The organism is uncultured Flavonifractor sp., assembly GCF_944387675.1.
Classification (GTDB): domain Bacteria; phylum Bacillota; class Clostridia; order Oscillospirales; family Oscillospiraceae; genus Flavonifractor.
This window is the reverse complement of record NZ_CALXFV010000021.1, coordinates 1-25,697: the sequence shown is the minus strand read 5'-3', so window position 1 is coordinate 25,697 and position 25,697 is coordinate 1. Positions and strand designations below refer to the sequence as shown.

Annotated in this window: 26 protein-coding genes and 1 other RNA gene; 4 read left to right on the top strand and 23 right to left on the bottom strand. The window is 62.0% G+C overall.

The genetic code is table 11. From position 1 onward, the window contains the following. The first annotated feature begins 103 nt into the window (after nucleotides 1–103). An RNA gene (gene rnpB, locus Q0J74_RS03720) (RNase P RNA component class A) lies at nucleotides 104–453 on the top strand. Nucleotides 454–567: 114 nt separating this feature from the next. Beyond that, entirely contained in the window at nucleotides 568–1,206 is a 639-nt protein-coding gene (locus Q0J74_RS03715; protein WP_297210782.1) for a MerR family transcriptional regulator, read from the top strand. 165 nt (nucleotides 1,207–1,371) lie between these two features. Here Q0J74_RS03715 and Q0J74_RS03710 read toward each other — a convergent pair whose 3' ends face one another. The 22 genes from Q0J74_RS03710 to glyA all read right to left on the bottom strand — a co-directional run bounded on the left by Q0J74_RS03710 (nucleotide 1,372) and on the right by glyA (nucleotide 22,846). Next, a complete protein-coding gene (locus Q0J74_RS03710; RefSeq protein ID WP_087334122.1) occupies nucleotides 1,372–1,653 on the bottom strand; it encodes a zinc-ribbon domain containing protein in 282 nt (93 codons plus the stop codon). Nucleotides 1,654–1,726: 73 nt separating this feature from the next. Beyond that, complete coding sequence (locus Q0J74_RS03705; protein ID WP_297210778.1) at nucleotides 1,727–2,359, bottom strand: sigma-70 family RNA polymerase sigma factor; 633 nt, start codon at nucleotides 2,357–2,359, stop codon at nucleotides 1,727–1,729. Nucleotides 2,360–2,433: 74 nt separating this feature from the next. Further along, nucleotides 2,434–3,786, bottom strand: coding sequence for a phosphoglucosamine mutase (gene glmM, locus Q0J74_RS03700; protein WP_297210775.1), 1,353 nt, complete (start codon nucleotides 3,784–3,786; stop codon nucleotides 2,434–2,436). A gap of 61 nt (nucleotides 3,787–3,847) precedes the next feature. Beyond that, complete coding sequence (gene ruvB, locus Q0J74_RS03695) at nucleotides 3,848–4,903, bottom strand: Holliday junction branch migration DNA helicase RuvB (RefSeq protein WP_297210772.1); 1,056 nt, start codon at nucleotides 4,901–4,903, stop codon at nucleotides 3,848–3,850. A gap of 40 nt (nucleotides 4,904–4,943) precedes the next feature. Then, a complete protein-coding gene (gene ruvA / locus Q0J74_RS03690; protein ID WP_297210770.1) occupies nucleotides 4,944–5,549 on the bottom strand; it encodes a Holliday junction branch migration protein RuvA in 606 nt (201 codons plus the stop codon). A gap of 11 nt (nucleotides 5,550–5,560) precedes the next feature. After that, nucleotides 5,561–6,094: a crossover junction endodeoxyribonuclease RuvC gene (gene ruvC / locus Q0J74_RS03685; protein ID WP_297210768.1), complete on the bottom strand. Its 534-nt coding sequence runs from the start codon at nucleotides 6,092–6,094 to the stop codon at nucleotides 5,561–5,563. Between the two features lie 121 nt (nucleotides 6,095–6,215). Next, nucleotides 6,216–6,815: a ribosome biogenesis GTP-binding protein YihA/YsxC gene (gene yihA, locus Q0J74_RS03680; protein ID WP_297210764.1), complete on the bottom strand. Its 600-nt coding sequence runs from the start codon at nucleotides 6,813–6,815 to the stop codon at nucleotides 6,216–6,218. A 46-nt stretch (nucleotides 6,816–6,861) separates the two neighbouring features. Continuing rightward, nucleotides 6,862–9,267 carry an endopeptidase La gene (lon, locus tag Q0J74_RS03675; RefSeq protein WP_297210762.1) on the bottom strand — a complete coding sequence of 802 codons (2,406 nt, stop codon included), beginning with the start codon at nucleotides 9,265–9,267 and terminating at the stop codon, nucleotides 6,862–6,864. A 116-nt stretch (nucleotides 9,268–9,383) separates the two neighbouring features. Then, nucleotides 9,384–10,697: an ATP-dependent Clp protease ATP-binding subunit ClpX gene (gene clpX, locus Q0J74_RS03670; RefSeq protein WP_297210760.1), complete on the bottom strand. Its 1,314-nt coding sequence runs from the start codon at nucleotides 10,695–10,697 to the stop codon at nucleotides 9,384–9,386. A gap of 97 nt (nucleotides 10,698–10,794) precedes the next feature. Continuing rightward, nucleotides 10,795–11,376, bottom strand: coding sequence for an ATP-dependent Clp endopeptidase proteolytic subunit ClpP (clpP, locus tag Q0J74_RS03665; protein ID WP_297210756.1), 582 nt, complete (start codon nucleotides 11,374–11,376; stop codon nucleotides 10,795–10,797). A gap of 101 nt (nucleotides 11,377–11,477) precedes the next feature. Further along, nucleotides 11,478–12,896 (bottom strand): trigger factor, encoded by a 1,419-nt coding sequence (tig, locus tag Q0J74_RS03660; RefSeq protein ID WP_297210752.1) that lies wholly within the window; start codon nucleotides 12,894–12,896, stop codon nucleotides 11,478–11,480. A 116-nt stretch (nucleotides 12,897–13,012) separates the two neighbouring features. Continuing rightward, on the bottom strand, nucleotides 13,013–13,693 hold the full coding sequence (locus Q0J74_RS03655; protein WP_297210749.1) for a metallophosphoesterase: 681 nt from the start codon (nucleotides 13,691–13,693) through the stop codon (nucleotides 13,013–13,015). After that, entirely contained in the window at nucleotides 13,694–15,181 is a 1,488-nt protein-coding gene (gene thrC / locus Q0J74_RS03650; RefSeq protein ID WP_297210747.1) for a threonine synthase, read from the bottom strand. Next, a complete protein-coding gene (locus Q0J74_RS03645; RefSeq protein ID WP_297210745.1) occupies nucleotides 15,169–16,119 on the bottom strand; it encodes a dipeptidase in 951 nt (316 codons plus the stop codon). The genes thrC and Q0J74_RS03645 overlap by 13 nt, the downstream gene beginning before the upstream one ends. A gap of 15 nt (nucleotides 16,120–16,134) precedes the next feature. Then, nucleotides 16,135–16,509, bottom strand: a complete 375-nt coding sequence (locus Q0J74_RS03640) for a YraN family protein (RefSeq protein WP_297210742.1) — start codon at nucleotides 16,507–16,509, stop codon at nucleotides 16,135–16,137. Further along, a complete protein-coding gene (locus Q0J74_RS03635) occupies nucleotides 16,506–17,123 on the bottom strand; it encodes a ribonuclease HII (RefSeq protein ID WP_297210739.1) in 618 nt (205 codons plus the stop codon). Before Q0J74_RS03635 ends, Q0J74_RS03640 begins: the two co-directional genes overlap by 4 nt. Next, entirely contained in the window at nucleotides 17,120–17,980 is an 861-nt protein-coding gene (gene ylqF / locus Q0J74_RS03630; protein WP_297210736.1) for a ribosome biogenesis GTPase YlqF, read from the bottom strand. The genes Q0J74_RS03635 and ylqF overlap by 4 nt, the downstream gene beginning before the upstream one ends. A 135-nt stretch (nucleotides 17,981–18,115) precedes the next feature. Beyond that, nucleotides 18,116–18,457: a 50S ribosomal protein L19 gene (gene rplS, locus Q0J74_RS03625; RefSeq protein WP_297210733.1), complete on the bottom strand. Its 342-nt coding sequence runs from the start codon at nucleotides 18,455–18,457 to the stop codon at nucleotides 18,116–18,118. A gap of 84 nt (nucleotides 18,458–18,541) precedes the next feature. Next, nucleotides 18,542–19,168 carry a M50 family metallopeptidase gene (locus Q0J74_RS03620; protein WP_297210730.1) on the bottom strand — a complete coding sequence of 209 codons (627 nt, stop codon included), beginning with the start codon at nucleotides 19,166–19,168 and terminating at the stop codon, nucleotides 18,542–18,544. Nucleotides 19,169–19,170: 2 nt separating this feature from the next. Continuing rightward, nucleotides 19,171–20,181, bottom strand: coding sequence for a M23 family metallopeptidase (locus tag Q0J74_RS03615; protein ID WP_297210727.1), 1,011 nt, complete (start codon nucleotides 20,179–20,181; stop codon nucleotides 19,171–19,173). Between the two features lie 84 nt (nucleotides 20,182–20,265). After that, on the bottom strand, nucleotides 20,266–21,537 hold the full coding sequence (locus tag Q0J74_RS03610; protein WP_297210724.1) for a replication-associated recombination protein A: 1,272 nt from the start codon (nucleotides 21,535–21,537) through the stop codon (nucleotides 20,266–20,268). Between the two features lie 67 nt (nucleotides 21,538–21,604). Further along, a complete protein-coding gene (gene glyA / locus Q0J74_RS03605; RefSeq protein WP_297210721.1) occupies nucleotides 21,605–22,846 on the bottom strand; it encodes a serine hydroxymethyltransferase in 1,242 nt (413 codons plus the stop codon). A gap of 170 nt (nucleotides 22,847–23,016) precedes the next feature. Here glyA and nth point away from each other — a divergent pair, with 170 nt between their 5' ends. After that, nucleotides 23,017–23,664 (top strand): endonuclease III, encoded by a 648-nt coding sequence (nth, locus tag Q0J74_RS03600; RefSeq protein WP_297210718.1) that lies wholly within the window; start codon nucleotides 23,017–23,019, stop codon nucleotides 23,662–23,664. A gap of 210 nt (nucleotides 23,665–23,874) precedes the next feature. On the opposite strand, the gene Q0J74_RS03595 is transcribed toward nth, so the two are convergent. Continuing rightward, nucleotides 23,875–24,972: a DUF3048 domain-containing protein gene (locus Q0J74_RS03595; RefSeq protein ID WP_297210716.1), complete on the bottom strand. Its 1,098-nt coding sequence runs from the start codon at nucleotides 24,970–24,972 to the stop codon at nucleotides 23,875–23,877. A 158-nt stretch (nucleotides 24,973–25,130) separates the two neighbouring features. Between Q0J74_RS03595 and Q0J74_RS03590 the strand changes: the two genes are divergently transcribed. Continuing rightward, complete coding sequence (locus Q0J74_RS03590) at nucleotides 25,131–25,658, top strand: DUF4364 family protein (protein ID WP_297210713.1); 528 nt, start codon at nucleotides 25,131–25,133, stop codon at nucleotides 25,656–25,658. The last annotated feature ends 39 nt before the right edge of the window (nucleotides 25,659–25,697 follow it).

Below are 25,697 nucleotides of genomic sequence, written 5' to 3'. Positions count from 1 at the left end.
TTCATAGTTTAACCAATTTATTATATCCTACCTGGCGGTAAAATTCAATCAGAAGCAGCTTTGGATTTGACAAGCGCAGCGGAATACGATACAATACCCTACGCAAGCAAGCTGGACAGCCGCGCCTGCGGGGCGAAAGGCCCGTAGGTGAGGAAAGTCCGGGCTCCACAGGGCAAGGATAACGGGTAACACCCGCCGGGGGCGACCCCAGGAAAAGTGCAACAGAAATAGTCTGCCGGCCTCCGGCCGGTCAAGGTGGAAAGGCGAGGTAAGAGCTCACCCGATGGCGTGCCAAGCGTCCATCGCTGTAAACTCTATCCGGAGCAACGCCGTGGAGGGACATAAGGCTGGCCCGGCCGTCCCGAGGAGGCGGCTTGAGCGTACCGGCGACGGTGCGTCGAGATAGATGGCTGTCTTAAATGACAGAACCCGGCTTACAGGCTTACTTGCAGATACGGCGGCCCGGAGCACAGCGCTCCGGGCCATCTTTTCGCCTCTTGCGTAAAACGGACTTGACACTTTCCTTACGTCAGATGGTACACTTTTTTTAGGAAAGGAGCGGTCGGAATGAAGATGAAGCAGGTCTGCGAGGCCACCGGGCTTACAGAGCGGGCGGTGCGGTTTTATGTACAGGAGCAGTTGGTGATCCCCCAGGCCCAGCGCCGGGGCGGACGAATCTGGCTGGATTTTTCAGAGCAGGATGTGGCGCGGCTCCAGGCCATCGCGGTCTTGCGGAAGGCGGGCTTCACGCTGGAAGAGATCCGCTCCATGGAGGCTGATTTCCAGCGTAATGCGCCGGACGCCGCGTTTGCCCTACGGCGGCGGCTTCGGGAGGCCATAGATTCCTATGAGCGCCTAAGCCGTACCGACACCGCTCATGCCCACGGGCTGGAGGATTATGCCGCCCTGCTGGAACAGGAGGTGCGGGATACCCCTCTGCCCACAGGGGATCAGCGTCTGGCTTCCCAGCTGGACTGGGCCTCCATCATAGAAACCGTGTGCATGATCCTATTCTCCTGCATAGTGTGGTGGCTGTATGCCTACTTGGTCAATTGCGGATCAGATGCTTCTGCCCTCTTCGCGGTCGCCGCCAGGAACCCGGTGGCGGTGATTCTGGTCTTTGTCGTCCTCATCCTCCCCATCGGCTTGGTGTTGGGCAGCAGGGCAGGCAAATGGCTCTGCCGGCACTTTGAATATATCCCATAAAAAGCCCGGCTGCGCCGATCGGCGCAGCCGGGCTCAGGCTGTCGAAAACGTGGCGGAGCTGCTTTTTTGAGCGGGGTGCAGTCCGCTCTGCGTGCGAGTGCGAACGCTGCGGGACTTTTTCGACAAACTGAAGGGCGCCCTGACGGGCGCCCTTTTGTGTGTGGCTTAGTGCTGCTCGCCCCGCATCCGGGCAAAGCAGTCGCTGCAATACACGGGCCGGTCGGACTTGGGCTCGAAGGGAACCTTGGCCTCGCCGCCGCAGGCAGCGCAGGTAGCGGTGAAGTACTCGCGGGGGCCGCGGGAGGCAGCCTTGCGGGCGTCACGGCAGGCCTTGCAGCGCTGAGGCTCGTTCTGGAAGCCGCGCTCGGCATAGAACTCCTGCTCACCGGCGGTGAACACGAACTCCTGGCCACATTCCTTACATACCAGAGTCTTGTCTTCGTACATGATGATACCCTCTCTTTGCTTCTTTGCCCAGGTCCGGAAGATCCGATTGTGCTGGGTCAGTTGTAATATGCGTTCAGCTTGCGCTGATATCGCCAGATGAAGAGTGCTGTGCCAGCTTCCGACGAATCCGCTGCACAGCGTTGTCCACCGACTTGGGGGACTTGTTTACCTCAGCCGCAATCTCAGAGTAGGACAGACCGTTCAGATACAGCCTGAGTACGTTCGCCTCAAAATCAGACAGTTGGCCGTGAAGCGCCCTCATGCGCTCACGGAGCGCCTCCCTGCTCAGGAAGATCTCCTCCGGGTCCTCCCCCTGCCGGCCTGGGGTACCGCAGGCAAATCGCTCACCGGTCCCGCCAAAAAGAGGGGTTTCAAAGGAAACGGAATGATTCAGCGGTGTGTGCTTATCTCTAGCTGCTGCTTTTACGGCGGAGAACAGCCGGTTCTTGACACAGATTTCAGCGTACGTCCGAAAGGAGGCCGCCTTGCCCGGATCATACTCCCGGATGGCACCCAGCAGGCCCACCATACCCTCCTGAATCAGATCCTCGCTGTCACCGCCCGCCAAGAAGTAGGGCCGGGCGCACATGCGCACCAGACGGTTATAGCGTACAACGAGACTCTCTTCCGCCCTGCGGTCACCCGCCGCAGCCTGCGCACACAGCGCCTCGTCACTATGCTGAGGGTAACTTTCTCCTGCTGTCATGCCGTTTCTCCTTGCACATTATAAGCGTCAAGCCCTTGATTTGTCAAGCATTTATGCAAAATATTTCGATTTGCTCAGTAATTTTTTATGACATTTGCCAAGTGCTCTGCAATTTTCCGTGCATCCGCCTGGCTGCCCGCCTCCACCATAACCCGGATCAGAGCCTCCGTGCCGGAGGGGCGTACCAGCACCCGGCCGGAGCCGGCCAGCAGCGCCTCCTGCTCCGCCACCGCGTCCCAGACCGCCTTGGCGGCCAGAATGGCCTCCTTCTTCGCCTTGTCCGCCACCGGCACGTTGACGAGCACCTGCGGATACCGCTTGCAGTCCGCCACCAGCTGGGATGCCTTTTTCCCGGAGCGGCGGAGCAGAGACAGGAATTGCAGGGCGGTGAGCTGGCCGTCTCCGGTGGTGGCGTATCTGCGGAAAATGGTGTGGCCGGATTGTTCGCCTCCCAGGACGTATCCGCTCTCCTCCATCTTCTCCAGCACATTCCTGTCCCCCACGGCGGTACAGAACAGCTCCATGCCGTGCTCCCGGCAGAAGATGTGCAGGCCCAGATTGCTCATAACAGTACCCACAATGGAGCCGCCGGGCAGCTGGCCCTTCTCCAGCAGCTCCAGACCGCAGGCGGCAATCACCTGGTCCCCGTCGATCTCCTCCCCCGTCTCATCCACCATCAGGCAGCGGTCGGCGTCCCCGTCAAAGGCGATGCCCAGGTTGTACTTCCCAGCCGTCACCATGGATTTCAGGCTATCCAGATGGGTGGAGCCGCAGCCGTTGTTGATGTTCACACCGTCGGGATCGGCGTTGATGATGTCGGCGTGGAGGTCCTCAAACCGGTCAAACAGCCGGCCGGCGGTGGCGGAAGCGGCGCCGTTGGCACAGTCCACCAGAATCTTCAGGCCGGACAGGTCGGAATCAATGGTGGACACCAGATGGTCGATGTAGTCCTGGCTTTCCTTCTGATCGGCGTACACCACCCGGCCGATGTCCCCGGCAGTCTTAAGCGGTACCGGCACCTTGTTGAGAATGATTTCCTCGATCCTTCCCTCCAGCTCGTCGGAGAGCTTGAAGCCCTGCGCGTTAAAAATTTTGATGCCGTTGTGCTCAAAGGGATTGTGGGAAGCGGAGATGACAATACCGGCGTCGCAGCCGCTGTCCACCGTTACCCAGGCCACGCCGGGGGTGGGGATTACGCCCAGATGGAGCACATCCGCCCCGGCGGAGCACAGCCCGGCGATCAGGGCGCCTTCCAGCAGGTCGGAGGAGATGCGGGTGTCCTTGCCGATGGCAAACCGGGGCTGTCCCTCCCCTTTTTCCTGCGCCATCACATAGGCCGCCGCCAGTCCCACCTGAAAAGCCAGCTCCGCGTCCAGGCCGTTGTTGACCACACCGCGGATGCCGTCGGTTCCAAATAATTTGCCCATAGTTCATTCCCTCTTTCTTCCGAAGTTGTCAAATATCTGTTTTGATCCCCGCCGGCACATGCTACAGGCTGAGCTGCTCCATGCCGGCGCCGCCGGAGATGGGCAGGCCCAGGTGCTCATAGGCCAGCCGGGTGACGCACCGACCCCGGGGGGTACGGGTGAGAAAGCCCATCTGCATCAGGTAGGGCTCGTATACATCTTCCAGGGTGACGGCCTCCTCATTGATGGTGGCCGCCAGGGTCTCCAGTCCCACCGGACCGCCGCCGTAGTGCTGAATGATACTGGTCAGCATCCGCCGGTCAATGGCGTCCAGACCCAGGTGGTCCACCTCCAGGGCGGTGAGGGCGGCATCCGCCACCGAGCGTGTAATAACGCCGCCCGCCTTTACCTGGGCAAAATCCCGTACCCGGCGGAGCATCCGGTTGGCAATCCGGGGTGTACCCCGGCTGCGGCGGGCAATCTCCATGGCGCCCTCCTCTTCAATGGGTACGTCCAGGATACCTGCCGACCGGGTGACAATGAGGGAGAGCTCTTCCGGCGTGTAAAGCTCCAGCCGCAGGGTCACACCGAACCGGTCCCGCAGCGGCGCCGACAGCTGGCCCGCCCGGGTGGTGGCACCAATGAGGGTAAATTTGGGCAGGTCCAGGCGGATGGAATTGGCCGAGGGACCTTTGCCGATGATGATGTCGATGGCAAAGTCCTCCATGGCGGGATACAGGATCTCCTCCACCGAGCGGTTAAGCCGGTGGATTTCATCCACAAACAGGATGTCGTTCTCACTGAGGTTGGTGAGCAGCGCCGCCAGGTCGCCCGGCTTCTCAATGGCGGGTCCGGAGGTAATCCGGATGTTCACCCCCATCTCGTTGGCGATGATATTGCTCAGGGTGGTCTTGCCCAAGCCCGGGGGACCGTGGAGCAGGACATGGTCCAGGGGCTCATTGCGCATCTTGGCCGCCTGGATGAACACCTCCAAATTACTCTTGGCCTTCTGCTGGCCGATGTATTCACGCAAGGTCTTGGGCCGCAGGGAGCCCTCATTTTCATCGTCTCTTGTCAGGGAGGTGGTTACCAGAGGTTCCTCGGTCTCAAAGCCCTCCTCAGAAAACGCAATGCTCAAAGTCTCACATCCTTTTTCCCAGAAGTTGAAGCCAAGCCGCTCAGCCCTTCACCATCTTTTTCAGGGCCTGCTTGATGATCTCCTCCAGGCTCAGGGCATCCAGATCAATCCCCTTCAGCGCCACGCCGATTTCGGCCTGAGAGTAACCCAGCACCGCCAGAGCGGCGGCGGCCTCGGAGGATTTGTTCTCCGGAATGACGGTGACGCCGGTGCCGCCGTAGGCCTCCCCTCCGGGGCTGAGCTGACCCTTGGCCAGCTTGTCCTTCAGCTCCAGGATGATGCGCTGGGCAATCTTCTTGCCGATACCCTGGGCCACCGTAAGGGCCTTTTCATCCCCGGTGATGATGCTCATGGCCAGAGACTCCGGAGTTGCAGCGGACAAAATGGACAAAGCCGCCTTGGGTCCCACACCGGACACTGAAATCAGCATCTGAAAGCAGTTCAGCTCATTCTCGGTGGCAAAGCCGTACAGCTCCATGGCGTCCTCCCGGACATTCAGGTAAGTGAACAGCTTGGTCCGCTCCCCCATTTTTAGCCGGGAGAGGGTCTGATTGGTGGTGCGGCAGGCATAGCCCACCCCGCCGCAGTCGATCACCGCCAGATAAGGGGCGGTATGGACCACCGTTCCATTTACATAATAAAACATTCCGTAAACTCCTAATCCTGGTGTACCGCATACCGCCCGCTCCCCGGCCGAGCGGCGTCGGGACTTTGCAGCCGGGAGGTAATGGAGCGGGCATGGCACAGGGCAATCGCCACCGCGTCGGCGGCGTCATCCGGCCTGGGGACGGCCTTCAGGTTCAGCAGACGGCGGGTCATATCCATCACCTGCCGCTTTTCCGCCTTACCGTAGCCCACCACGGCCTGCTTCACCTGGCTGGGCGAGTACTCGTAGATGGGGATTCCCCGCCGCTCCGCCGCCAGAAGCAGCACCCCTCTGGCCTGGGCCACACCGATGCCGGTGGTGATATTGTTGTTGAAAAACAGTTCCTCAATGGCCATGGCCTCCGGCATGAACTGTTCCAGCAGCAGATCCATGTCGTCGGCGATCTGCTTGAGCCGGGCGGGCAGAGGCTCCCCGGCGGGGGTGGTGATGGCGCCGCACTGGATCAGCCGCTGCCGGCCGGGGACGGCCTCCACCAGGCCGAATCCCACAATGGCAAAGCCGGGATCTATCCCCAAAATCAGCATCCTGTCGACTCCCTTCTCAACGCCCATACAAAGTTTATTTTACCACGTGAGGCAGCCCGGCGCAAGTGACAAAAAGGGGGCGGCCGCCCTTTGTGGCGGCCGCCCCCGGCGGCGTTTCTGCTCACTCCTGTCTCCGCGCGTGGTCCAGAATCAGGTCCAGCAGTGCCTGCCGCCCCTCTCCCTTCTCAGCTGAAAAGGGAATTAGCCTTACAGTTTCATCCAGCTCCAGCGTCTCCCGGATACGGGCCAGGTTGGGCGCGATCTCACTTTTGCGCAGCTTGTCCAGCTTGTTGGCCACCACTGCAAAGGGCTTGCCGCTGTCTCGAAACCACCGGGCCATGGTGCAGTCGTCCGCCGTAGGCTTGTGACGGGCGTCCACAATCATCAGCCCCAGGGTCATCAGCTCCGGGTCGGCAAACCACTCCTCCATCAGTCTGGCCCACCGCTGCTTCTCCGCAAGGGAGACCTTGGCATAGCCGTAGCCCGGCAGATCCACCAGGTAAAACGCCCCGTCAATGAGAAAATAGTTCACATGGGTGGTTTTGCCGGGCGCCGCGCCTACCCGGGCAAAGTTTTTCCGGTTCAGCAGGCGGTTGATTACCGAGGACTTGCCCACATTGGACCGCCCGGCAAAGGCCACCTGGGGCAGGCGGTCCCGGGGAAAGTCCCCCGCCTTGGCGGCGGAGCGGACAAACTCCGCTTTTTGCAGATTGACCGGCATAGTGACCTCCTGTCTCCTTGAAACCGGCAGCGGCCTCCGCCGCGCCTTACTGCTTGAGGCAGGGACGCTCCCCGTGTCTGGGCGCGCCCACCACCAGCTGCTTCTGCTCACTCTCGCCCCCGGCCAGCTCCAGAGCCAGCGCCTCGGCCAGCACTCCGTCCACCTGCTCCACAGGGACAAAGCGCAGGCCGGCACGCACCCTGGGGTCGATCTCCTCCAGGTCCTTCTCGTTGTCCGCCGGCAGAATCACCGTGGCAATTCCGTTGCGGTAGGCCGCCATGGTCTTTTCCTTCAGTCCGCCGATGGGCAGCACCCTGCCCCGCAGGGTGACCTCCCCCGTCATGGCCAGATCCCTGCGCACCGGCACGCCGGTAAGGGCGGATACCATAGCCGTGGTAATGGCGATCCCGGCAGAGGGGCCGTCCTTGGGTACCGCCCCCTCCGGGAAGTGGATATGGATATCCTTGCTCTTGTAAAAGTCCGCCTCAACCCCCAGCTGGGCGGCCCGGCTGCGGATATAGGTCAGGGCGGCGTGGGCGGACTCCTTCATCACGTCGCCCAGGTTACCGGTGAGCTCCAGCTTTCCGCTGCCGGGTACCACACCCACCTCCACCTCCAGGATCTCGCCGCCCACACTGGTCCAGGCCAACCCGTTCACCACCCCAACCTGCTCCGTGCGGGGCAGGCGATCGGGGTGATAACGAGGAACACCCAGATAGGTCTCCAGGTCTTTTTCTGTTATGGAAACAGACTTTACACCATCTGATACCACACGCATCGCGGTCTTCCGGCACAGGGCGCCCAGCTCACGCTCCAGGATGCGCACTCCGGCTTCCCGGGTGTAGCCACGGATCAGGGCGCGGATGGCGTCGTCGGTGAGCTTCAGCTGACTTCTGGTCAATCCGTGGCGCTTAAGCTCCTTGGGCAGCAGGTGGCGCCTGGCAATCTGCACCTTCTCCTCGTCGGTGTAGCTGGTCAGCTCAATGACCTCCATCCGGTCCAGCAGAGGCTTGGGGATGGTGTCCAGGGTGTTGGCGGTGGTGATGAACAGCACGTCGGACAAGTCGAAGGGGACCTCTAGAAAATGGTCCCGGAAGGTGCCGTTCTGTTCCCCGTCCAGCACCTCCAGCAGGGCGGAAGCTGGATCGCCCCGCTGGTCGTTGCCCAGCTTGTCGATCTCGTCCAGCAGCAGCAGCGGATTGCAGCTGCCCGCCTGCTTCACCGCCGCGATGACGCGGCCGGGCATGGCTCCCACATAGGTCTTCCGGTGGCCCCGGATCTCCGCCTCGTCATGGACGCCGCCCAGGGAGATGCGGGCCATATTCCGGTGGATGGCCCGGGCCACGCTGGAAGCAATGGAGGTCTTGCCCACGCCGGGCGGCCCCACCAGACAGAGGATCTGACCCCTTAGCTGAGGGGCCAGCTGCTTGACCGCCAGAAACTCCAGAATCCGTTCCTTCACCTTGTCCAGCCCACAGTGGTCGGCGTCCAGTACCTTCCGGGCCGCCGCCACATTCACCCGCTCTTTGGTTTTCTTTCCCCAGGGCAGCTCCAGCACTGTGTCCAGATAGTTGCGGATCACGGTGGCCTCTGCCGAGCCAAAGGGCTGCTTCTCCAGCCGGACCACCTCTTTCTCCAGCTTGGCCCGCACCTCCTGGGGCAGCTTGGCCTTGGCGATCTGCCGGCGGTAGTCGCTGAACTCCTGATCGCCGCCCTGCTGATCCTCCCCCAGCTCCTGCTGGAGTACCTTCATCTGTTCCCGAAGAACGTAATCCCGCTGGCTGCGGGTGAGCTGCTCCCGCACCTTGTTTTGCATCTCCTGCTCCAGCTCCAGAATCTCCACCTCCCGGCGCAGGCTCTGGCACAGCTTCTCCAGACGGTGTACCGGGCGCAGCTCCTCCAGGATGGTCTGCTTGTCCCCCGTCCGCATGGGCAGATTCTGGGCAATGTAGTCGGCAATGTAACCCGGGTCCTCGCTGGAGAGCACCGAGAGGAGAATATCCGGCGTCATCTTGGGCGCCAGCTCGATATAGGTCTCAAACAGCTCGTAGGTCTGCCGGATCAGCGCCTCTGTACGGGCAGAACGCTTTACAGTCTGCTCCGTGGGGATCTCCTCCACCTGAACGGTCAGGTAGGGCGTGGACTCCACCACCTGACACAGCCGGCCGCGGCTGATGCCCTCCACCATCACCCGGACATTGTCGCCGGGCAGGCGAAGGATCTGCCGCACGTTGCTGATGGTGCCGATGGTGTACAGATCCCCTTCCTGGGGATTCTCCACCGCCAGGTCCCGTTGGGCCACCAGGAAGATGGTCTGGCCGCTGGTCATGGCCTCGTCCAGCGCCTTGATGGAGCTCTCCCGCCCTACGTCGAAGTGGAGCAGCATATTGGGAAAAATGGTCAGGCCACGCAGCGCCAGGGCCGGCATGGTGGCCGGAGTATTTGCTTGCATATGGGTACCTCCCTCATACAAAGACAGAAGCCGGAAACTGGAGGCCGCGGCTGGCTCAGCAAGACCCGTTGCTCCGAATTCCCGACTTCTGTACTCCGCGTTCAGGTTTCAATCCTTCAGGACACGTTCCCCTTGGGGGAGGAACCGCCCTTCTCCGCCCGCAGAGCGGCACCGCCCAGGCGGGGCCGCTGTGTGCGGTCGGGATCGTACTCGATGGCGGGAGACTGGTGGTTCCGGACGCTCTCCGCCGTAACGGTCACTTTGGCGATGGTGGGATCGGAGGGGACGTCGTACATGATCTGGGTCATGACCTCCTCCAGCACCGCCCGCAGGCCACGGGCGCCGATGCCCCGTTCAATGGCCTTCTCCGCTGCCTCCTCCAGAGCCTGGGGTTCAAACTCCAGCTCCACCATGTCGTACTCCAGCAGCTTTTGGTACTGCTTCACCAGGGCGTTCTTGGGCTCGGTGAGGATGCGCACCAGCTGCTCCTTGTCCAGGGCGTTCAGGGTGGTGATCACCGGCAGACGGCCCACCAGTTCGGGAATGATGCCGAACTTCAGCAGGTCATGGGGCTGAATCTCCTTGAAAATGGCGGTGTCCTTCTCTTTCCTGCTCTGAATTTCGGCGCCGAAGCCGATGGTCTTCTTATCCAGCCGCTGCTCGATGATCTTCTCCATTCCATCAAAGGCGCCGCCGCAGATGAACAGAATGTTCTTGGTATCAATCTGAATGAACTCCTGGTGGGGGTGCTTCCGCCCGCCCTGGGGCGGCACATTGGCCACGGTACCCTCCAGAATCTTCAGCAGAGCCTGCTGTACGCCCTCACCGGACACGTCCCGGGTGATGGAGGTGTTTTCGCTCTTGCGGGCGATTTTGTCAATCTCGTCCACGTAGATGATACCCCGCTCGGCCAGCTCAATATCATAGTCGGCGGCCTGCACCAGACGCAGCAGGATGTTCTCCACGTCGTCGCCCACATAGCCCGCCTCGGTAAGGGTGGTGGCGTCGGCAATGGCAAAGGGAACCTTCAGAATGCGGGCCAGGGTCTGGGCAAACAGTGTCTTGCCACAGCCGGTGGGACCCATCAGCAGAATGTTGCTCTTTTGAAGCTCCACATCCTCCCCGCCCCCGAAGTAGATCCGCTTGTAGTGGTTGTACACCGCCACGGACAGGGCCACCTTGGCGTCCTCCTGCCCGATGATATACTGATCCAGCACGTCCCGGATCTCCCGGGGCGTGGGAATCACGTCGGGAATGTCGGAGGGGATGGACTCCTCCGGATCATAATTGTCGTCCAAAATGCTCATGCACAGATGGACACACTCGTTGCAGATATAGGCGCCTGGTCCGGCGATGATGCGGGCCACCTGCTCCTGGTGCTTGCCGCAGAAGGAGCATCTTACGCTCTTGCGTTCCTCATTTTTTGGCATGTCACATACCTCAATGCTTGAAATTCAGGGGTCCTGGCCGGACGCCCGGATACGACAGAGAGGGAGCAGGGTGTCTCCCCGCTCCCCCTGTTGGATTTTACCGCGAATAGATCACCTTGTCAATCAGGCCGTACTCCTTGGCCTCCTCGGCGGACATGAAGTTGTCCCGCTCACAGGCGGCAGTGATTTCCTCCACGCTTCTGCCGGTGTTATCCGCCAGAATCTGGTTCATCCGCTTCTTGATGATCTCCAGCCGCTTCAGGTGGATCGCCATATCGGTGATCTGGCCCTGGGTGCCGGCGGAGGGCTGGTGAATCATAATCTCCGCGTTGGGCAGCGCCAGGCGCTTGCCCTTGGCGCCGGAGGACAGCAGAAAGGCACCCATGCTGGCGGCCATGCCGATGCAGATGGTGGATACATCGCACTTGATGTACTGCATGGTGTCGTAGATGGCCATGCCGTCGGTCACGGAGCCGCCGGGGCTGTTGATATAAAATTGAATGTCCTTGTCCGGGTCCTGGGCCTCCAGGTACAGCAGCTGGGCCACCACCAGGCTGGCGGTGGTGGCATTGACCTCCTCGCCCAGAAACACAATGCGGTCATTGAGCAGCCGGGAGAAAATGTCGTAGGACCGCTCCCCTCGGTTGGTCTGCTCCACAACATAGGGAACTAAGCTCATGGTTCAGGATCTCCTTTATTTTGATGTCAGGGCGCTTTCACACCCGGCCATCCCCCGATGGCGGGCAGTTACACACAAGAGTATGCCCGCTTACCGGCTCCTTATTCCTCGGTCTTCTCCTCGGCCTCGGCAGTCTCCTCCGCCTTCTTCTTGGCAGTGCGGCGGCGCTTGGGCTTCTCCTCGCCCTCGGCCTCGTCAGCCTCGGCCTCCTCCGCCTTCTTCTTGGCGGCCTTCTTCTTGGCGGGCGCCTTGCCCTCCTTGGCGGAGTCATAGATCACCCGCTCGGCCTTCTTCAGGGACAGTTCCTTGCGGACATCGTCCGCCCCAGCGGCCTGCTTCACCTGCTCCAGCTCCATGTGGTACTGCTCGGACAGGCGCTTGTACTCCTCCTCCAGCTCCTCGTCGGAGATCTGGATTCCCTCGGCGGCCACCACGGCGTTCAGGGCCAGGTCCCGGCGCACCCGCTCCAGAGCGGCGGCCTTGGCCTGCTCCCGCATGAGGTCCATGGTCATCCCGGTCATGGACAGATACTGGTCAAAGGGAATGCCCTGGGCCTGAACCCGCTGGGCCATATCATTCACCATGTTGTCCGCCTCAAACTCCACCATGGCGTCGGGGATCTCCACCTCCATGTTGCTGACAACCTGCTCCAGCACGGCGGCCTCAAATTCCCGCTTGGCCTGCTCCTCCCGGCGCTGCGTCAGCTTGGCGGCCAGATCCTTCTTGAAGTCCTCCAAGGTGTCAAACTCGGACACATCCTTGGCAAATTCGTCGTCCACCTGGGGCAGCTGCTTCTCCTTCACCTCGTGGACCTTTACCTTGAACACCACAGCCTTGCCGGCCAGGTCGGCGTGATAGTCCTCGGGGAAGGTGATATCCAGCTCTTTCTCATCGCCGGCCTTGGCGCCCACCAGCTGCTCTTCGAATCCGGGGACAAAAGACCCGGAGCCCAGCTCCAGGCTGTGGTCCTCGCCCTTGCCGCCCTCAAAGGGCTTGCCGTCCAGGAAGCCCTCGAAGTCGATCACCACAGTGTCTCCGTTCTGGGCCTCCCGCTCCACGGTGACCATGCGGGTGGCACGGCTGATGTAGGGCTTGAGCTCGTTGTCCATGTCCTCGTCGGTGACAGTGACCTGGGACTTCTCGGCGGTCAGGCCCTTGTACTCGCCCAGCTTCACCTCGGGCCGGACGGTAACCACCGCCTTGAAGGTGAGGCCCTCCTTGCCCACACTGACCACTTCCACCTTGGGCCAGGCCACTGCGTCCAGCTTCTCCTGCTCCACCGCATCGGCGTAGGCCTGGGGATAAACCTCATTGATGGCGTCTTCATAGAACACACCGGAGCCGTACATCCCCTCGATCACCTTCCGGGGCGCTTTGCCCTTGCGGAAGCCGGGGACCATGATCTTCCCGCGCTGCTTCAGATAGACCTTCTGGACGGCGGCCTCAAACTCCTCCGCCCCGATCTCAATGACCAGCTCGACGGTGCTCTTCTCCTGTTTCTCGACGCTCTTGACATTCATGTTGTTTACTTCCTCCTGTCAGCCCCCGCCGCCCGTTGGGGGCGCCGAAAGCCATCTTTCGCGTTATCCGCTATATAGTATCAGATACGGCGGAAAATTTCCACACTTTTTTTCAATTATTCACAGATTTTTTGCGGCCGGAATCCGGTGTAGTCTGCGGAAACCAGGTGGTACGCCACCCTGCCCTGAAGTCCCTCCACCGCTAGGCGGTGGCTGCCCCCGTGAAGGTGGCCGTAATAGCAGCGCTCCACGCCGTACGCCTCCAGCAGGGCGATGATCTCCGGACAGCGGTAGCCATGATAGAGGGGCGGATAGTGGAGAAAGCACAGCTTCTTCCCCGCTCCCGCCGCCTTCAGGGAGGCCTCCAGACGGATCAGCTCCCGCTTGAATACCTTCTGATCCCCCTTCTCCTCATAAAACCACCCTCGGGTACCGCACAGGGCGTAGTCCCCGTACTGATAGCAGTTGTTGTGGAGAATGTGCAGGGTGCTCCAGCTGTGCTCGGCAAAAAAACGGTTCATCTTGGCCGCCGTGTTCCACCAGTAGTCGTGATTGCCCTTGAGCAGCAGTTTCCGCCCGCCGGGCAGGGCATCCAGGAATGCCAGATCGGCCTCCGCCTCTTCCAGGTCCATGCCCCAGGAGAGGTCGCCGCACAGCACCACCGTGTCCTCCGGCCCCACCTGGGCAAACCCGGAGCGCAGCTTGTCCACATACCCCTCCCAGCCGCCGCCGAACACATCCATAGGCTTGTCCGCGCCCAGGGAGAGATGGGTGTCTCCAATCGCATACAGTGCCATTCAGCCCAGCATCTCCAGCACCTGGTCCACCATGTGCTCCCTGGTGACGCTCTGAGTGAAGCGCACCTGCTTTTCCTTCAGCGCGGCCAGGGGCGCGGGGGCGGGAATGCCCGTGAGCTGGGAGAGCTGATCCAGTACGTCGGTCCCCTCCGCAATCTGGGAGGCGCCCAAAGCACCCAGCACGTTGTCGCAGAACTTGAAGGGGCTGGCGGTGGACACCACGATGGCCGGCGTCTGGTCCCCGCTCTCCCTCCGGTACTGCTCCAGCACGTGGAAGGCCACGGCGGTGTGGGTGTCGATGAGATAGTGGTGCTCTTTCCACATGGCCCCGATGGCCGCCTGGGTCTGGACATCGTCGCAGCAGCCGGCGGAAAACACCTTGTCCATCCGGGCCTTGATGGCTCCGTTCACCTCATACCGGCCGGTCTGGCCCAGCTCCTCCATATATGCCCGTACCTGGGCGTCGTCATGCCCGGACAGATCAAACAGCAGCCGCTCCAGGTTGGAAGAGATGAGGATGTCCATGGAGGGAGACATAGTATTATAAAAGGTGCGGTTACGGTCATAGACTCCGGTGCTCAAAAAGTCGGTAAGCACGTTGTTGGCATTGGAAGCGCAGATCAGCCTGCGGATGGGAACCCCCATCTCTCTGGCGTAATAGGCCGCCAGAATGTTGCCAAAATTGCCGGTGGGGACGCAGACGTTGACGGGGTCCCCCTTCTGAATTCTGTCCTCCCGCATCAGATCGCAGTAGGCGGAAATGTAGTAGACGATCTGGGGCAGCACCCGGCCCCAGTTGATGGAGTTGGCAGAGGACAGGAAGAACCCCCGCTCCGCCAGCTGCTCCCGCAGCGTCTCGTCGGAGAACAGGCGCTTTACTCCGGTCTGGGCGTCGTCAAAGTTGCCCACCACCGAGCAGACCCCGACGTTCTCCCCCTCCTGGGTGCTCATTTGCAGCTCCTGGATGGCGGAGACCCCGTCCTTGGGGTAGAACACCAGAATACGGGTCTTATCCACATCCCGGAAGCCCTCCAGGGCCGCCTTGCCGGTGTCGCCGGAGGTGGCCACCAGGATACACACCGTCTTGCTCTCCTGATTCTTCTTCAGGGAGGCGGTGAGCAGATGGGGCAGCATTTGCAGGGCCATATCCTTAAACGCGCAGGTAGGTCCGTGCCACAGCTCCAGACAGTAGGTGTTCTCGTCCACCGGGCGGACGGGAGCCACCGCCTTCACATCAAACTTGCCCCCGCCGTAGGCCCTGGCGGCAAAGCTGGTCAGCTCGGAGGAGGTAAAGTCGTCCAGATAGGCGTTCATCACATAGACCGCCCGCTGCTGATAGGACATATCCTTCATGGTGTCCAGCGCGTTGTGGGACAGCTTGGGCAGCACCTCCGGCGTCATCAGTCCGCCGTCGGCGGCAAGGCCCTTCTCAATCGCCGCCGCAGCCGTGCGCCGGTCCTCCTTGTTTCTCGTGCTCACATAATACATACTTCGCTCACAACCCTCATCAGATTATTAAAAAACAAATCGTCCACCAGCGCCTGGGGATAGTTGCGCTCCAGCAGCCGCTCATACAGTCCGGCCCAGCTCTCCACACCGGTAAAGCCTGCCGGCAGGCGGCTGCATCCGTCCAGATCGCCCCCCAGAGACACATTCCGCGCCCCGCCCAGCTCCAGCCAGTGCTCCAGATGGGCGATTACAGTGTCCAAATCAGGCGTCCGGCCCAGAAATTCCCCGTAGAGGTTCAGTCCCGCCACTCCATTATGGTCTATTATGGCAGTAAATTGGCTGTCGGTCAAGTTCCGGGGGTGAGAAAATACCCCGCGGGCATTGGAGTGGCTGGCCCAGAAAGGCCCGGAGAGCAGCTCCGCCACGTCCCAGAAGCCGGGGTCGGACAGGTGGGATACATCCACCAGCAGGCCCAGCTTCTCCGCCTTCCCCACGAAGGCCCGCCCCTGGGCCGTCAGCCCCCGGTCCGGGTCCTCCGCATTGGTGCCGGAGAGGGCGTTGACATGGTTCCAGGTCAGAGTAACGGCCCGGACTCCCAGGGCGTGGGCCTCCTCCAGCCGCTCCGTGGAGCAGTCCAGCAGCTCCGCCCCCTCCACCGACAGAAAGGCCGCCATTTTCCCAGCGGCAAAGGCGGCCTCCGCCTCTGCCGCCGTACGGCAGTGGGCGATCACTCCGGCGTTGGCCTCCATCTCCCGGCAAAACAGCCCGTACTCCCGCTGAAAAATCTCCCGAAAGGGCAGGCCCCGCCGGTCTTTCCCCGGGAAATCCTCCGGCTGGCCGAAGAGAGCGAAAAACTGGGCGTACCGCCGGTAGCGTCCCGCCCGCTCCAAATCCACATGATAGCGGTTTCGGGCAAAGCCTCCGCCAAACTGGTGGCATATCAACACCGTGTCGCAGTGGCCGTCAAACACATCCACCAGCTCATCCCCCTCTTATTGAAACGCGTTCTCCCAATAGCGAAACTCAGGCGCAGCGGTATCCATACCCTGGGGCGCATAAATCTCCGCCACGTCAAACCGTGGCTGGAGGATCTGCTCCGGGTGCTCCGCCAAGTACCACTGGGCGGTGGTACGCAGCCGCTCCTGCTTCCTCCGGTCCACCGCCGCCCAGCCCGGAGCAAAACTGGCATTCTTCCGCAGTTTCACCTCTATAAAGCAAATATACTTGTCAGTTGTTGCAATCAAATCAATTTCGCCAAAGCGGCAGCGATAGCCCGCGGCGATCACGGCATATCCCATGCCCCGCAGCCGCTCCGCAGCCAGCGCCTCCCCCCACCGGCCCAGCAGCCGGCGCTCTCCCCCGCTCACAGCCTGCCCAGAAAGCTGCGGCGGTGGATGGGACAGGGGCCGTACTGCCGCAGCCGCTCATAGTGGAGTTTGGTCGGATAGCCCTTGTGCCGCTCAAAGGCATACTGGGGATATTGCGCCGCCATCTCCTCCATATATCGGTCCCGGCTCACCTTGGCCAGGATGGAGGCCGCGGCAATAGATGCCGACAGGGAATCTCCCTTTACAAGCAGGAGATGGGGAGCAACAATGGCCCCCGCCTTTCCATGGTCCCGGTTGCCGTCTACCAAGGCCAGGTCCGGAACGGGTGACAGCCCGTCGATGGCCATCTGCATGGCGTTCATCCGGGCGCTGAGGATGTCGGTGGCGTCAATCTCCCCCGCCTCCACCCGGGCCACGGACCAGGACACCGCCTGGGCGGTAATCTGCTCATACAGGGCGGCCCGCTTTTTGGGTGTGAGCTTTTTGGAGTCGTCCAGGCCGGGCAGCCTCAGCTCCCGGGGCAGAATCACCGCCGCCGCGTATACCGCCCCCGCCAGGGGACCCGCCCCAGCCTCGTCGCAGCCGCACACCGTTCCGTATCCCCCGGCCCAACAGGCCCGCTCCTGTTCCCAGAGGTCCCGCGCTCCGCTCATGGCTTTAAATCCTCCGGCGCCTCAAGTGTAAAGTTCCCCAGCTTGCCGCTTCTGTACTCCTCCAACAGCACCCGAGCCATGCGCTCGGTATCCACTTCGCCACCGGAGATCAGAAAGCCCCGCCTTCGGCCGCAGGCCTCCAGCAGCTCCCACCCGGGCTGTCCGGACTGGGGCTCCACCTTGTAGCGGGCCGCCAGCGCCTGTGGATAGCGCCGGCCCAAAATCTCCATCAGGCGGCAAGCCAAGGTCTCCAGATCCATGATCTCGTCCTTCACCGCACCTGTAAAGGCTAAATGCATGCCCGTCGTTTCATCCTCAAACTTGGGCCACAGGATGCCCGGAGTGTCCAGCAGGTCCAGTCCGGCGTCCACGTTCACCCACTGCTTGCCCCTGGTGACCCCGGGCCGGTTGCCCGCCTTGGCGGATTTCCTCTTCGCCACCTGGTTGATCAGCGTGGACTTACCCACGTTGGGTATGCCCACCACCATGGCCCGCACCGGGCGGCCCACCAGGCCCTTGGCCCTCCACTGCTCAATCTGCTCCTTCAGGGCGGAGCGAACGGCGGCGGAAAACTGGCCCACGCCCTTGCCGTCCCTGGCATTGGTCTCCAGCACCCACCAGCCCCGGTCCCGGAACCAGGCGCTCCACGCCTTGTTCATGGTGGGGTCGGCCTGATCCGCCCGGTTGAGCACAATCAGCCGGGGCTTCTCACCCACCAGCTCATCCAGGTCCGGATTGCGGCTGGAGATGGGAATGCGGGCGTCAATCACCTCGGCCACCAGATCCACCAGCTTCAGGTCCGCCTGAATCTGCCGGCGGGTCTTGGTCATGTGGCCGGGATACCACTGGATATCCATCTCTTCCCCTCCTTTCGCATACGGTGCTTCAATGAACTCCATTATACTCAATATCTTGTGGTTTGAAAAGAGAATACCACAAATTTTTAAACAAAAAAGGAGAGGCATCGCCTCTCCTTTTTGTCGCTGGCAGGATTAGATGCGCTCCTTGATCTTGGCGCTCTTGCCCACGCGGTCGCGCAGGTAATAGAGCTTGGCCCGGCGAACCTTACCCTTGCGGACCACCTCGATCTTATCCACCGCGGGAGCATGGATGGGGAATACCTTCTCCACACCGACACCGTAGGATACCCGGCGCACGGTGATGGTCTCCTCGATGCCGCCGTGCTTCTTGGCAATGACGGTACCCTCAAAGACCTGGATACGCTCCCGGTTGCCTTCCTTGATGTGCACATGCACACGGACGGTGTCGCCCACCTCGGCCTTGGGGGGCTCGGGCTTCTGATACTTGGCGCTGAAAGCCTGCATGAGATCCATGTTTTCTTCCTCCTGTTTATAGGCGTTCATGCCGGCCTGTATATGCCGCCCGCCTGTGGAGCGGCGGCCGCAGAGGACCACCCTTTATTGAGTCCATGGTATTTTACCACGCCGCGCCCGGAATTGCAAGTCTTTTTTTCCGCTCAAACTGCCCGCCAGCAGCCAGGCGCCCAGCAGGGGCAGGGTCAGGTTAAACCTGCCCCGCCCCGCCAGGAGCAGGGTGCCGGCCAGCAAACCGGCGGCCAGGGCGCAGGCCAGCACAGCGCGGAAGCGGACCGCGCCCTCCTCCCCCAACAGAGGGGACAACAGCCAGCCCAACGCCCGCCCCCCGTCCAGGCACCCGGCTGGGAGCAGGTTGAAGGCGCCCAGGGCCAGGTTGATGCCGGCAAAGCACCAGCCCCGCTCCCCCCACACTCTGACAGCAGCCAGCCCCAGGGCCAGATTGGCCAGTGGACCGGCCAGCGCCGCCAGAACCTGCCCCGGCCATCCCATGGCGTTCCGGCCGGACAGGCACATGTCGGCCCCCACGCAGGTGATCCGCAGGGCGGATACCCGCCCGCCCAGGGCCAGAATAGCCAGGTAATGCCCCAGCTCATGGACGGCACAGGCCAGCAGTGAGAGGAGCAGCAGGCCCTGGTCGTCCCAATAAAAAAGCAGCGCGCCCAGCAGCAGTGCGCCGCCGCTCACCTCCACCCGTCCCCAGCGCAGCATGGTTACTGGGTCTCGATGTAGTATACCGGATTGAGCCGTACGCCGTTGAGCTTCATTTCAAAATGCAGATGCGGCCCGGTGACGTTTCCGGTGTCTCCCGACTCCGCCACCTTCTCCCCCGCCGCCACGCTCTGCCCCTGCTGGACACACAGCCGGCTGCAATGGCAGTAAAACGTCTTCAAGCCCCCGGCGTGGCTGAGCTGGAGATACAGGCCGTACTCCGGGCTGTCCCCGATATAGTCCACCGTCCCGGCGGCAAAGGCACGCACTTCCGTGCCGTTGTTCACCGCCAGGTCCACCCCGTTGTGGAATTTCTCCTCTCCGTCCACCGGGTGCTCCCGCCAGCCGAAGCCGGAGGAAACCCATCCCAGAACGGGGGTCACCGTCTCTTCCACCCCCACGGCGCTGAGATTATACTTATCCATGGTGGTATTGTCCGGCAGAGTGGGACCATCATACTCCACGTGCTCCACCGCCGGCTCCGGCGTCGGGACAGGGGTGGGTTCCGGCTCCGGCGGAACAGAGGGTTCCGCCGGCAGGCGCACCCCGGCCACCAGCGCCATGGCATCCGTCCACAGGCCCTCCGGCCACTCCGGTGCCTGACGCAGGCCGCACAGCACAGCGGCCTGCGCCGCGTAAAGGGCCGGTTCCGACGCCGCGCCGGTGTCCTCCCCCAGCAGTCCGTCCCACAGCACGCCCAGAGCCTCCGACACCGGTTCTCCCTCCGACACCGCCTGTCCCAGGGCGGAAAAGGCGGCCTGAAAGTCCGTATCCCGGCGGATGACGGACAGCAGCTGGGTCCGTACCCCCTCCATACGGGCCGGTACGATCCCCTTTCCAATAAAAACCGCCAGAAACAGCGCCAGGCAGGTAACCAGCTGAAGCAGCCTGCGCCGCTCCGCCGGACCCAGGGACGCTTTTCCCCCATGGCGCCGCCCCGGCGCGGTTCTGCGCCCCGGGCTTCTGCTCTGCCGTATCCGCTCCTGCTCCTGTGTCCGTCTGACCGTCCCCATAGCGGTGTCCTTCCCTTCGTAAGGCGTTTCGGACTATCTATATGCGGACGGGCTTTGTGCTATTCCTCTCCTTCCGTGGGGCGGTCAGTCCTCCCTGCCCTTGATCTCCTCCCAGTAGCGCCTGGCCGCCTGTTCCGTCTTGTTGTCCCCATACCGGTAATAGCGGGTACCCATAAGAGCATCCGGCAGGTATTGCTGGCGGACCCAGTGGTTCGGAAAGTCATGGGGGTAGAGATATCCCTGCTCCCGCTCCATGCCGGCGGAGTCGGCGTGGACATTTTGCAGGTGCCGGGGATAGTCCCCCGTCTTCCCTGCCCGCACGTCGGCCTGAGCGGCGGCAATGGCTTTGTACACCGAGTTGGACTTGGGGGCAGTGGCCAGCAGCACCGCCGCCTGGGCCAGAGGCAGCCTGGCCTCCGGCAGGCCCAGCTGGAGGGCGTTGTCCACGCAGGCCTTCACAATCAGGGCGGCCTGGGGATAGGCCATGCCCACATCCTCGCTGGCCGAGCACAGCAGCCGGCGGATGGCGGTAATCAGATCCCCCGCCTCCAGCAGCCGGGCCAGGTAGTGGAGGGCGGCGTCCGGATCGGACCCCCGGAGGGATTTCATCAGCGCCGAGGCGATGTCAAAGTGGTCATCCCCCTCCCGGTCATACCGCATGGCGGAGCGCTGTGCCACCGTCTGGGCGTCGGCAAGGGTGACCAGCAGTTTCCCTTGCTCCCTCCTGGCGGAATTGAGCAGCAGCTCAACAGCGTTCATGGCCTTGCGCACGTCGCCCCCGCAGGAGGAGGCTATATGCTCCTTCACGCCTTCCTCACAGCAGACCTCCGCCTCCAGCCGCTGCCCCATCAGCCGGATGCCCCGTTCCACCGCCGGCAGCACGTCGGCAGCGGTCAGGGGTTTGAACTCAAAAACGGTGGAGCGGCTGAGCACCGCGTTATATACGTAGAAATAGGGGTTCTCCGTGGTGGAGGCGATAAGGGTGATCTTCCCGTTCTCCATGAATTCCAGCAGGGACTGCTGCTGCTTCTTGTTGAAATACTGGATCTCATCCAGGTAGAGCAGCACCCCGTCGGGGGCCAGCATGGTGCCGATCTCCCCCATGATCTCCTTGATGTCGGAGATGGAGGCGGTGGTGGCGTTGAGCCGGTGGAGAGGACGGTTGGTGCGCTTGGCAATCAGGTTGGCCACGGTGGTTTTGCCGGTACCGGAGGGACCGTAGAACACCAGATTGGGGATGCTGCCCCCCTCGATAATCCGGCGGAGCAGGCCGTTCTCTCCCAGGATATGCTGCTGCCCCACCACCTCGTCCAGGGTCTGGGGCCGGATTTCGTCTGCCAGCGGCCGGTATGTCATGGGAAAAACCTCTCTTATCAAGCAGAATGGAGCGGATTTGCTCCGCTCCATTCTAACACATGTTCGATTATTCGTACAGGGGGTATTTTCCGGTGAGCTGAGCCACCTGCGCCCGCAGCTGCTCCTGCTTGCCCTCAAAATCAGTGGCGGTCTGCCACATGATGCGGGCAATGGCGGCCATATCCTCCTCCTGGAAGCCCCGTGTAGTGGCGGCAGGGGTACCCACCCGGATGCCGGAGGTGACAAAGGGCTTCTCCGGGTCGTTGGGAATGGCGTTTTTGTTGACGGTGATGTTCACCTCGTCCAGCCGCTTCTCCATCTCCTTGCCGGTGAGGTGGGCGGGACGCAGATCCACCAGCATCAGGTGGTTGTCGGTGCCGCCGCTGACCAGATCGAAGCCCTCCTCCTTCAGCGCCTGGGCCAGAGCGGCGGCATTGCGGATAATCTGCTGCTGATACGCCTTGAACTCCGGCTTCATGGCCTCGCCCAGAGCCACCGCCTTGGCGGCGATGATATGCTCCAGAGGGCCGCCCTGGCTGCCGGGGAAAATGGCGGAGTCGATTTTCTTGGCCAGCTCCGCCTTGCAGAGGATCATGCCGCCCCGGGGACCCCGCAGGGTCTTGTGGGTGGTGGTGGACACCACATCGGCGTAAGGCACCGGAGAGGGATGAAGTCCGGCGGCCACCAGTCCGGCAATGTGGGCCATATCCACAAACAGGTAGGCGCCCACCTCATGGGCGATGTCCGCAAAGGTCTTGAAATCAATGACGCGGGGATAAGCGGAGGCGCCCGCCAGAATCATCTTGGGCCGGTGCTTCTTGGCCAGATCCCGCACCTGGTCATAGTCGATGTAGCCCTGGTCATTGACCCCATAGGCCACAATATGGTAATTCTTACCGGAGAAATTCACCGGAGAGCCATGGGTCAGGTGACCGCCGTTGGCCAGGTCCATGCCCAGCACGGTGTCCCCGTGCTCACACAGGGCCTGATACACCGCGTAGTTGGCATTGGCGCCGCAGTGGGGCTGCACATTGGCGTGGTCTGCGCCGAAGAGCTGGCAGGCCCGCTGGCGGGCGATGTCCTCCACCACGTCCACACACTGACAGCCGCCGTAATACCGCTTGCCGGGGTAGCCTTCGGCGTATTTGTTGGTGAGTACCGTCGCCGCCGCCGCCAGCACTGCCTGGCTGACAAAGTTTTCAGACGCGATCAGCTCAATGTTCCGGCGCTGCCTGTCATACTCCGCCTGCACCGCGGCCCCTACCTCCGGATCCTGCTCCGCCAGAAATGCCATGATGTCCTTGACCAAATTCTGTCGCCACCTTTCCCGTTTCTCCGCGTCCGGCCCCGCTGCCGCGGGACGTTTTAGCGATTTAATCCATTATACCTGTTCCCCGTGGAAAATACAATTGTCACCTGTGGAAAAACGCCCTCGTATTTTACCGGATTCTGTGTTATATTGTCTAACGAGGTGATTGCATGAAGAGCGAAACGGAAGTCCGCGCGATTGTGGAGGAGCTGAAGGTTCTCTACCCCGACGGGCTGTGCTCCCTGCCCTATCCCAAGCCCTACGAGCTGCTGTTTGCCGTCCGCCTGGCCGCCCAGTGTACCGATGAGCGGGTCAACATGGTCACACCCGCTCTGTTCGCCCGGTTCCCCACTTTGGAATCCCTGGCGGAGGCCGACGTGAGCGAGGTGGAGACCTATATCCATTCCACCGGCTTTTTCCGTGCCAAGGCCCGGGACATTGTGGCTGCCGCCCGGATGATGCTGGAGCGGTACGACGGCCGGGTGCCGGACACCATGGAGGAGCTGCTGAAGCTGCCCGGAGTGGGCCGGAAGACCGCCAATCTGATTCTGGGGGACGTGTACCAGAAGCCCGGCGTGGTGGTGGCGGATACCCACTGCATCCGCATCACCGGCCGGCTGGGCCTCACCGACGGCACCAAGGACCCGGTGAAGGTGGAACAGCAGCTGCGCCAGGTACTGCCGCCGGAGGAGTCCAACAACTTCTGCCACCGGATGGTGCTCCACGGCCGGGCGGTGTGCATGGCCCGCAAGCCGGACTGCCAAAACTGTACCCTGCGGCCCTGGTGCTCCCATTTTACCAGTCAGCCCCAGGCATAGGTGAACCACTCTTCCCGAAGGAAGTCACAGAATTTCGGGGATATCGAAGTCTCCCGAACTGCTGAAAGCGGTCCGTTTTCCAGGAAAACGGACCGCTCAGCTTGTCGAAAAACCTCCCCCGCAGGGAGCCTCGCAGAGTTCTGTCGCCCGTAGGCGACAGAACTCTGCGAGGCGTTTTCGACAGGCCCCGCTTTTTGTTGGTACCAGCAGTTAAAAGCTCACCTGACTGTCCAGCGGCACCACGCACACATAGGTGTGTCCCACCCCAAAGGTAATGGGGTTGCCGTCCAGATCCTTGTAATGCAGCTGGCCGTCGGGATAGCTCTTGCTCCAGGTCAGGTCGATGACTTTGCCCCCGCAGGCGAAGTACCCGGTTCCGCCGCTGGACAGATCCACAGTGATGTGGCCCAGGCTGTCGCCGGTGTTCCGGCAGGCGGTCTTGATCACCACCACATTGGTCACTCCCACCTGCGCCCCGGTGTTGCCGTCTATGTAGGGACTGCCGTACTCCTCCACCAAGTAGAGGCCGCTGCCGGCGTCATAGGTAAATGTCCCGGTTTTGTAATTAGAGAAGGGGACCGTAATCTGGGCTGCGGGAGAGCCGCTGGCCGGCGTGCCGTCCTCTGTAAAGGCCATCTCATAGACATAGCCTTCCTCATGCTCCTGCCGCAGATTGGTATACCCGGCGAAGCGCTCAATGATGGCCTCCCCGGTGGTGACCACAGTATGCTCCAGGCTGTAGCTTTTCCGCCGCTCCGGGTCCCGCCACATCAGGTTGCCGTTTTCCGTGTTGCTCATGTAAGGACCCCGCACCCCGTCCAGGGCGGCCACCCCCCACTGGCTGATTTTGGCGTAGGCGTCCTCACTGCCGCCGGCGTGGATGAATACGGCGTCGTGGCCCAGGGCAAGCTCCAAATAGTAGGGCCGGGCGGAGCGGATGGAGCCGATCTTCCCCACCCCGTCCAGAGACTGGTACACCCCCAGCATCCGGGTAATGCCCCCTTCGGCCGGCACCTCATAGATGATGTCCGCCTGGGACTGGCCCAGCTGGGGCAGAGCCTCTTTCAGATTGTTGAGCATCACTGCCACCGGGCGGCGGTTCACCCACTCCTCCCCGATGGGCAGGCCGCTGAGCGGACTTACCGGGCCGTCGTAGGGGGTGGGGGTTGGCTCCGCCGTCACCTCCACCGTGGGGGTGGGGGAAGACTCCGGGGTAGCGCTTTCCTCCGCCGTCGGGTCCTCCTTCCCGCCGCAGGCGGACAAGAGCAGAATCAGGACAAGCAGCAAGGGCATCCGCATTTTTCGCATGGCAGGTCCTCCCATCATTCCGTTTTTCCTATGATACCCCACCATTCGACCTTCCGTCAAGGGCGGGAAAAAACCTTGTGATTTTCCTTCCGTTCCGATATAATAAAACATAATCAAGTGTCCGCCGCCCCACCCCTGTCTCGGAAAGGAGTGCCGTTATGCCCCGTTATGGTTTTATCCACGACAAGCTGGAAATTAAGTTTCTGATTCTCTTTCTTATGGCCAGGGTGGCCGCCCCCATTGATTTTGCCACCCTCACCGATTTGACCATGTGTGATGACGGCATCGACTACTTTGAATTTGCCGAGGCGGCGGCGGAGCTGGTGGAATCCGGCCACCTGACCCTGGAGGATGACCATTACGCCATCACCGATAAAGGCCGGGAAAACGGCGCCGCCTGTGAGAGCAGCCTGCCCTATACCGTCAAGCGCAAATGCACTGCCAACCTCTCCAAGGTCAACGGCATCCTCCGTCGCAACGCCCAGGTCCGCGCCGAGATCCAGCCCCGGCCCGAGGGAGGACTTACCCTCCGCCTGGTGCTGGATGATGACACGGGCAACCTCTTTACCGCGGAGATGCTGTGCGGGTCCCAGGAGCAGGCCAGCAAGCTGGCCGCCCACTTCAAAGCCAGACCGGAGCACATCTACCACCGGGTGCTGGAGGCCCTGCTGGAGGAACCGGAATAAAGGGACGTGGAAGGCGTCCGGCCGCATGGCCGGACGCCT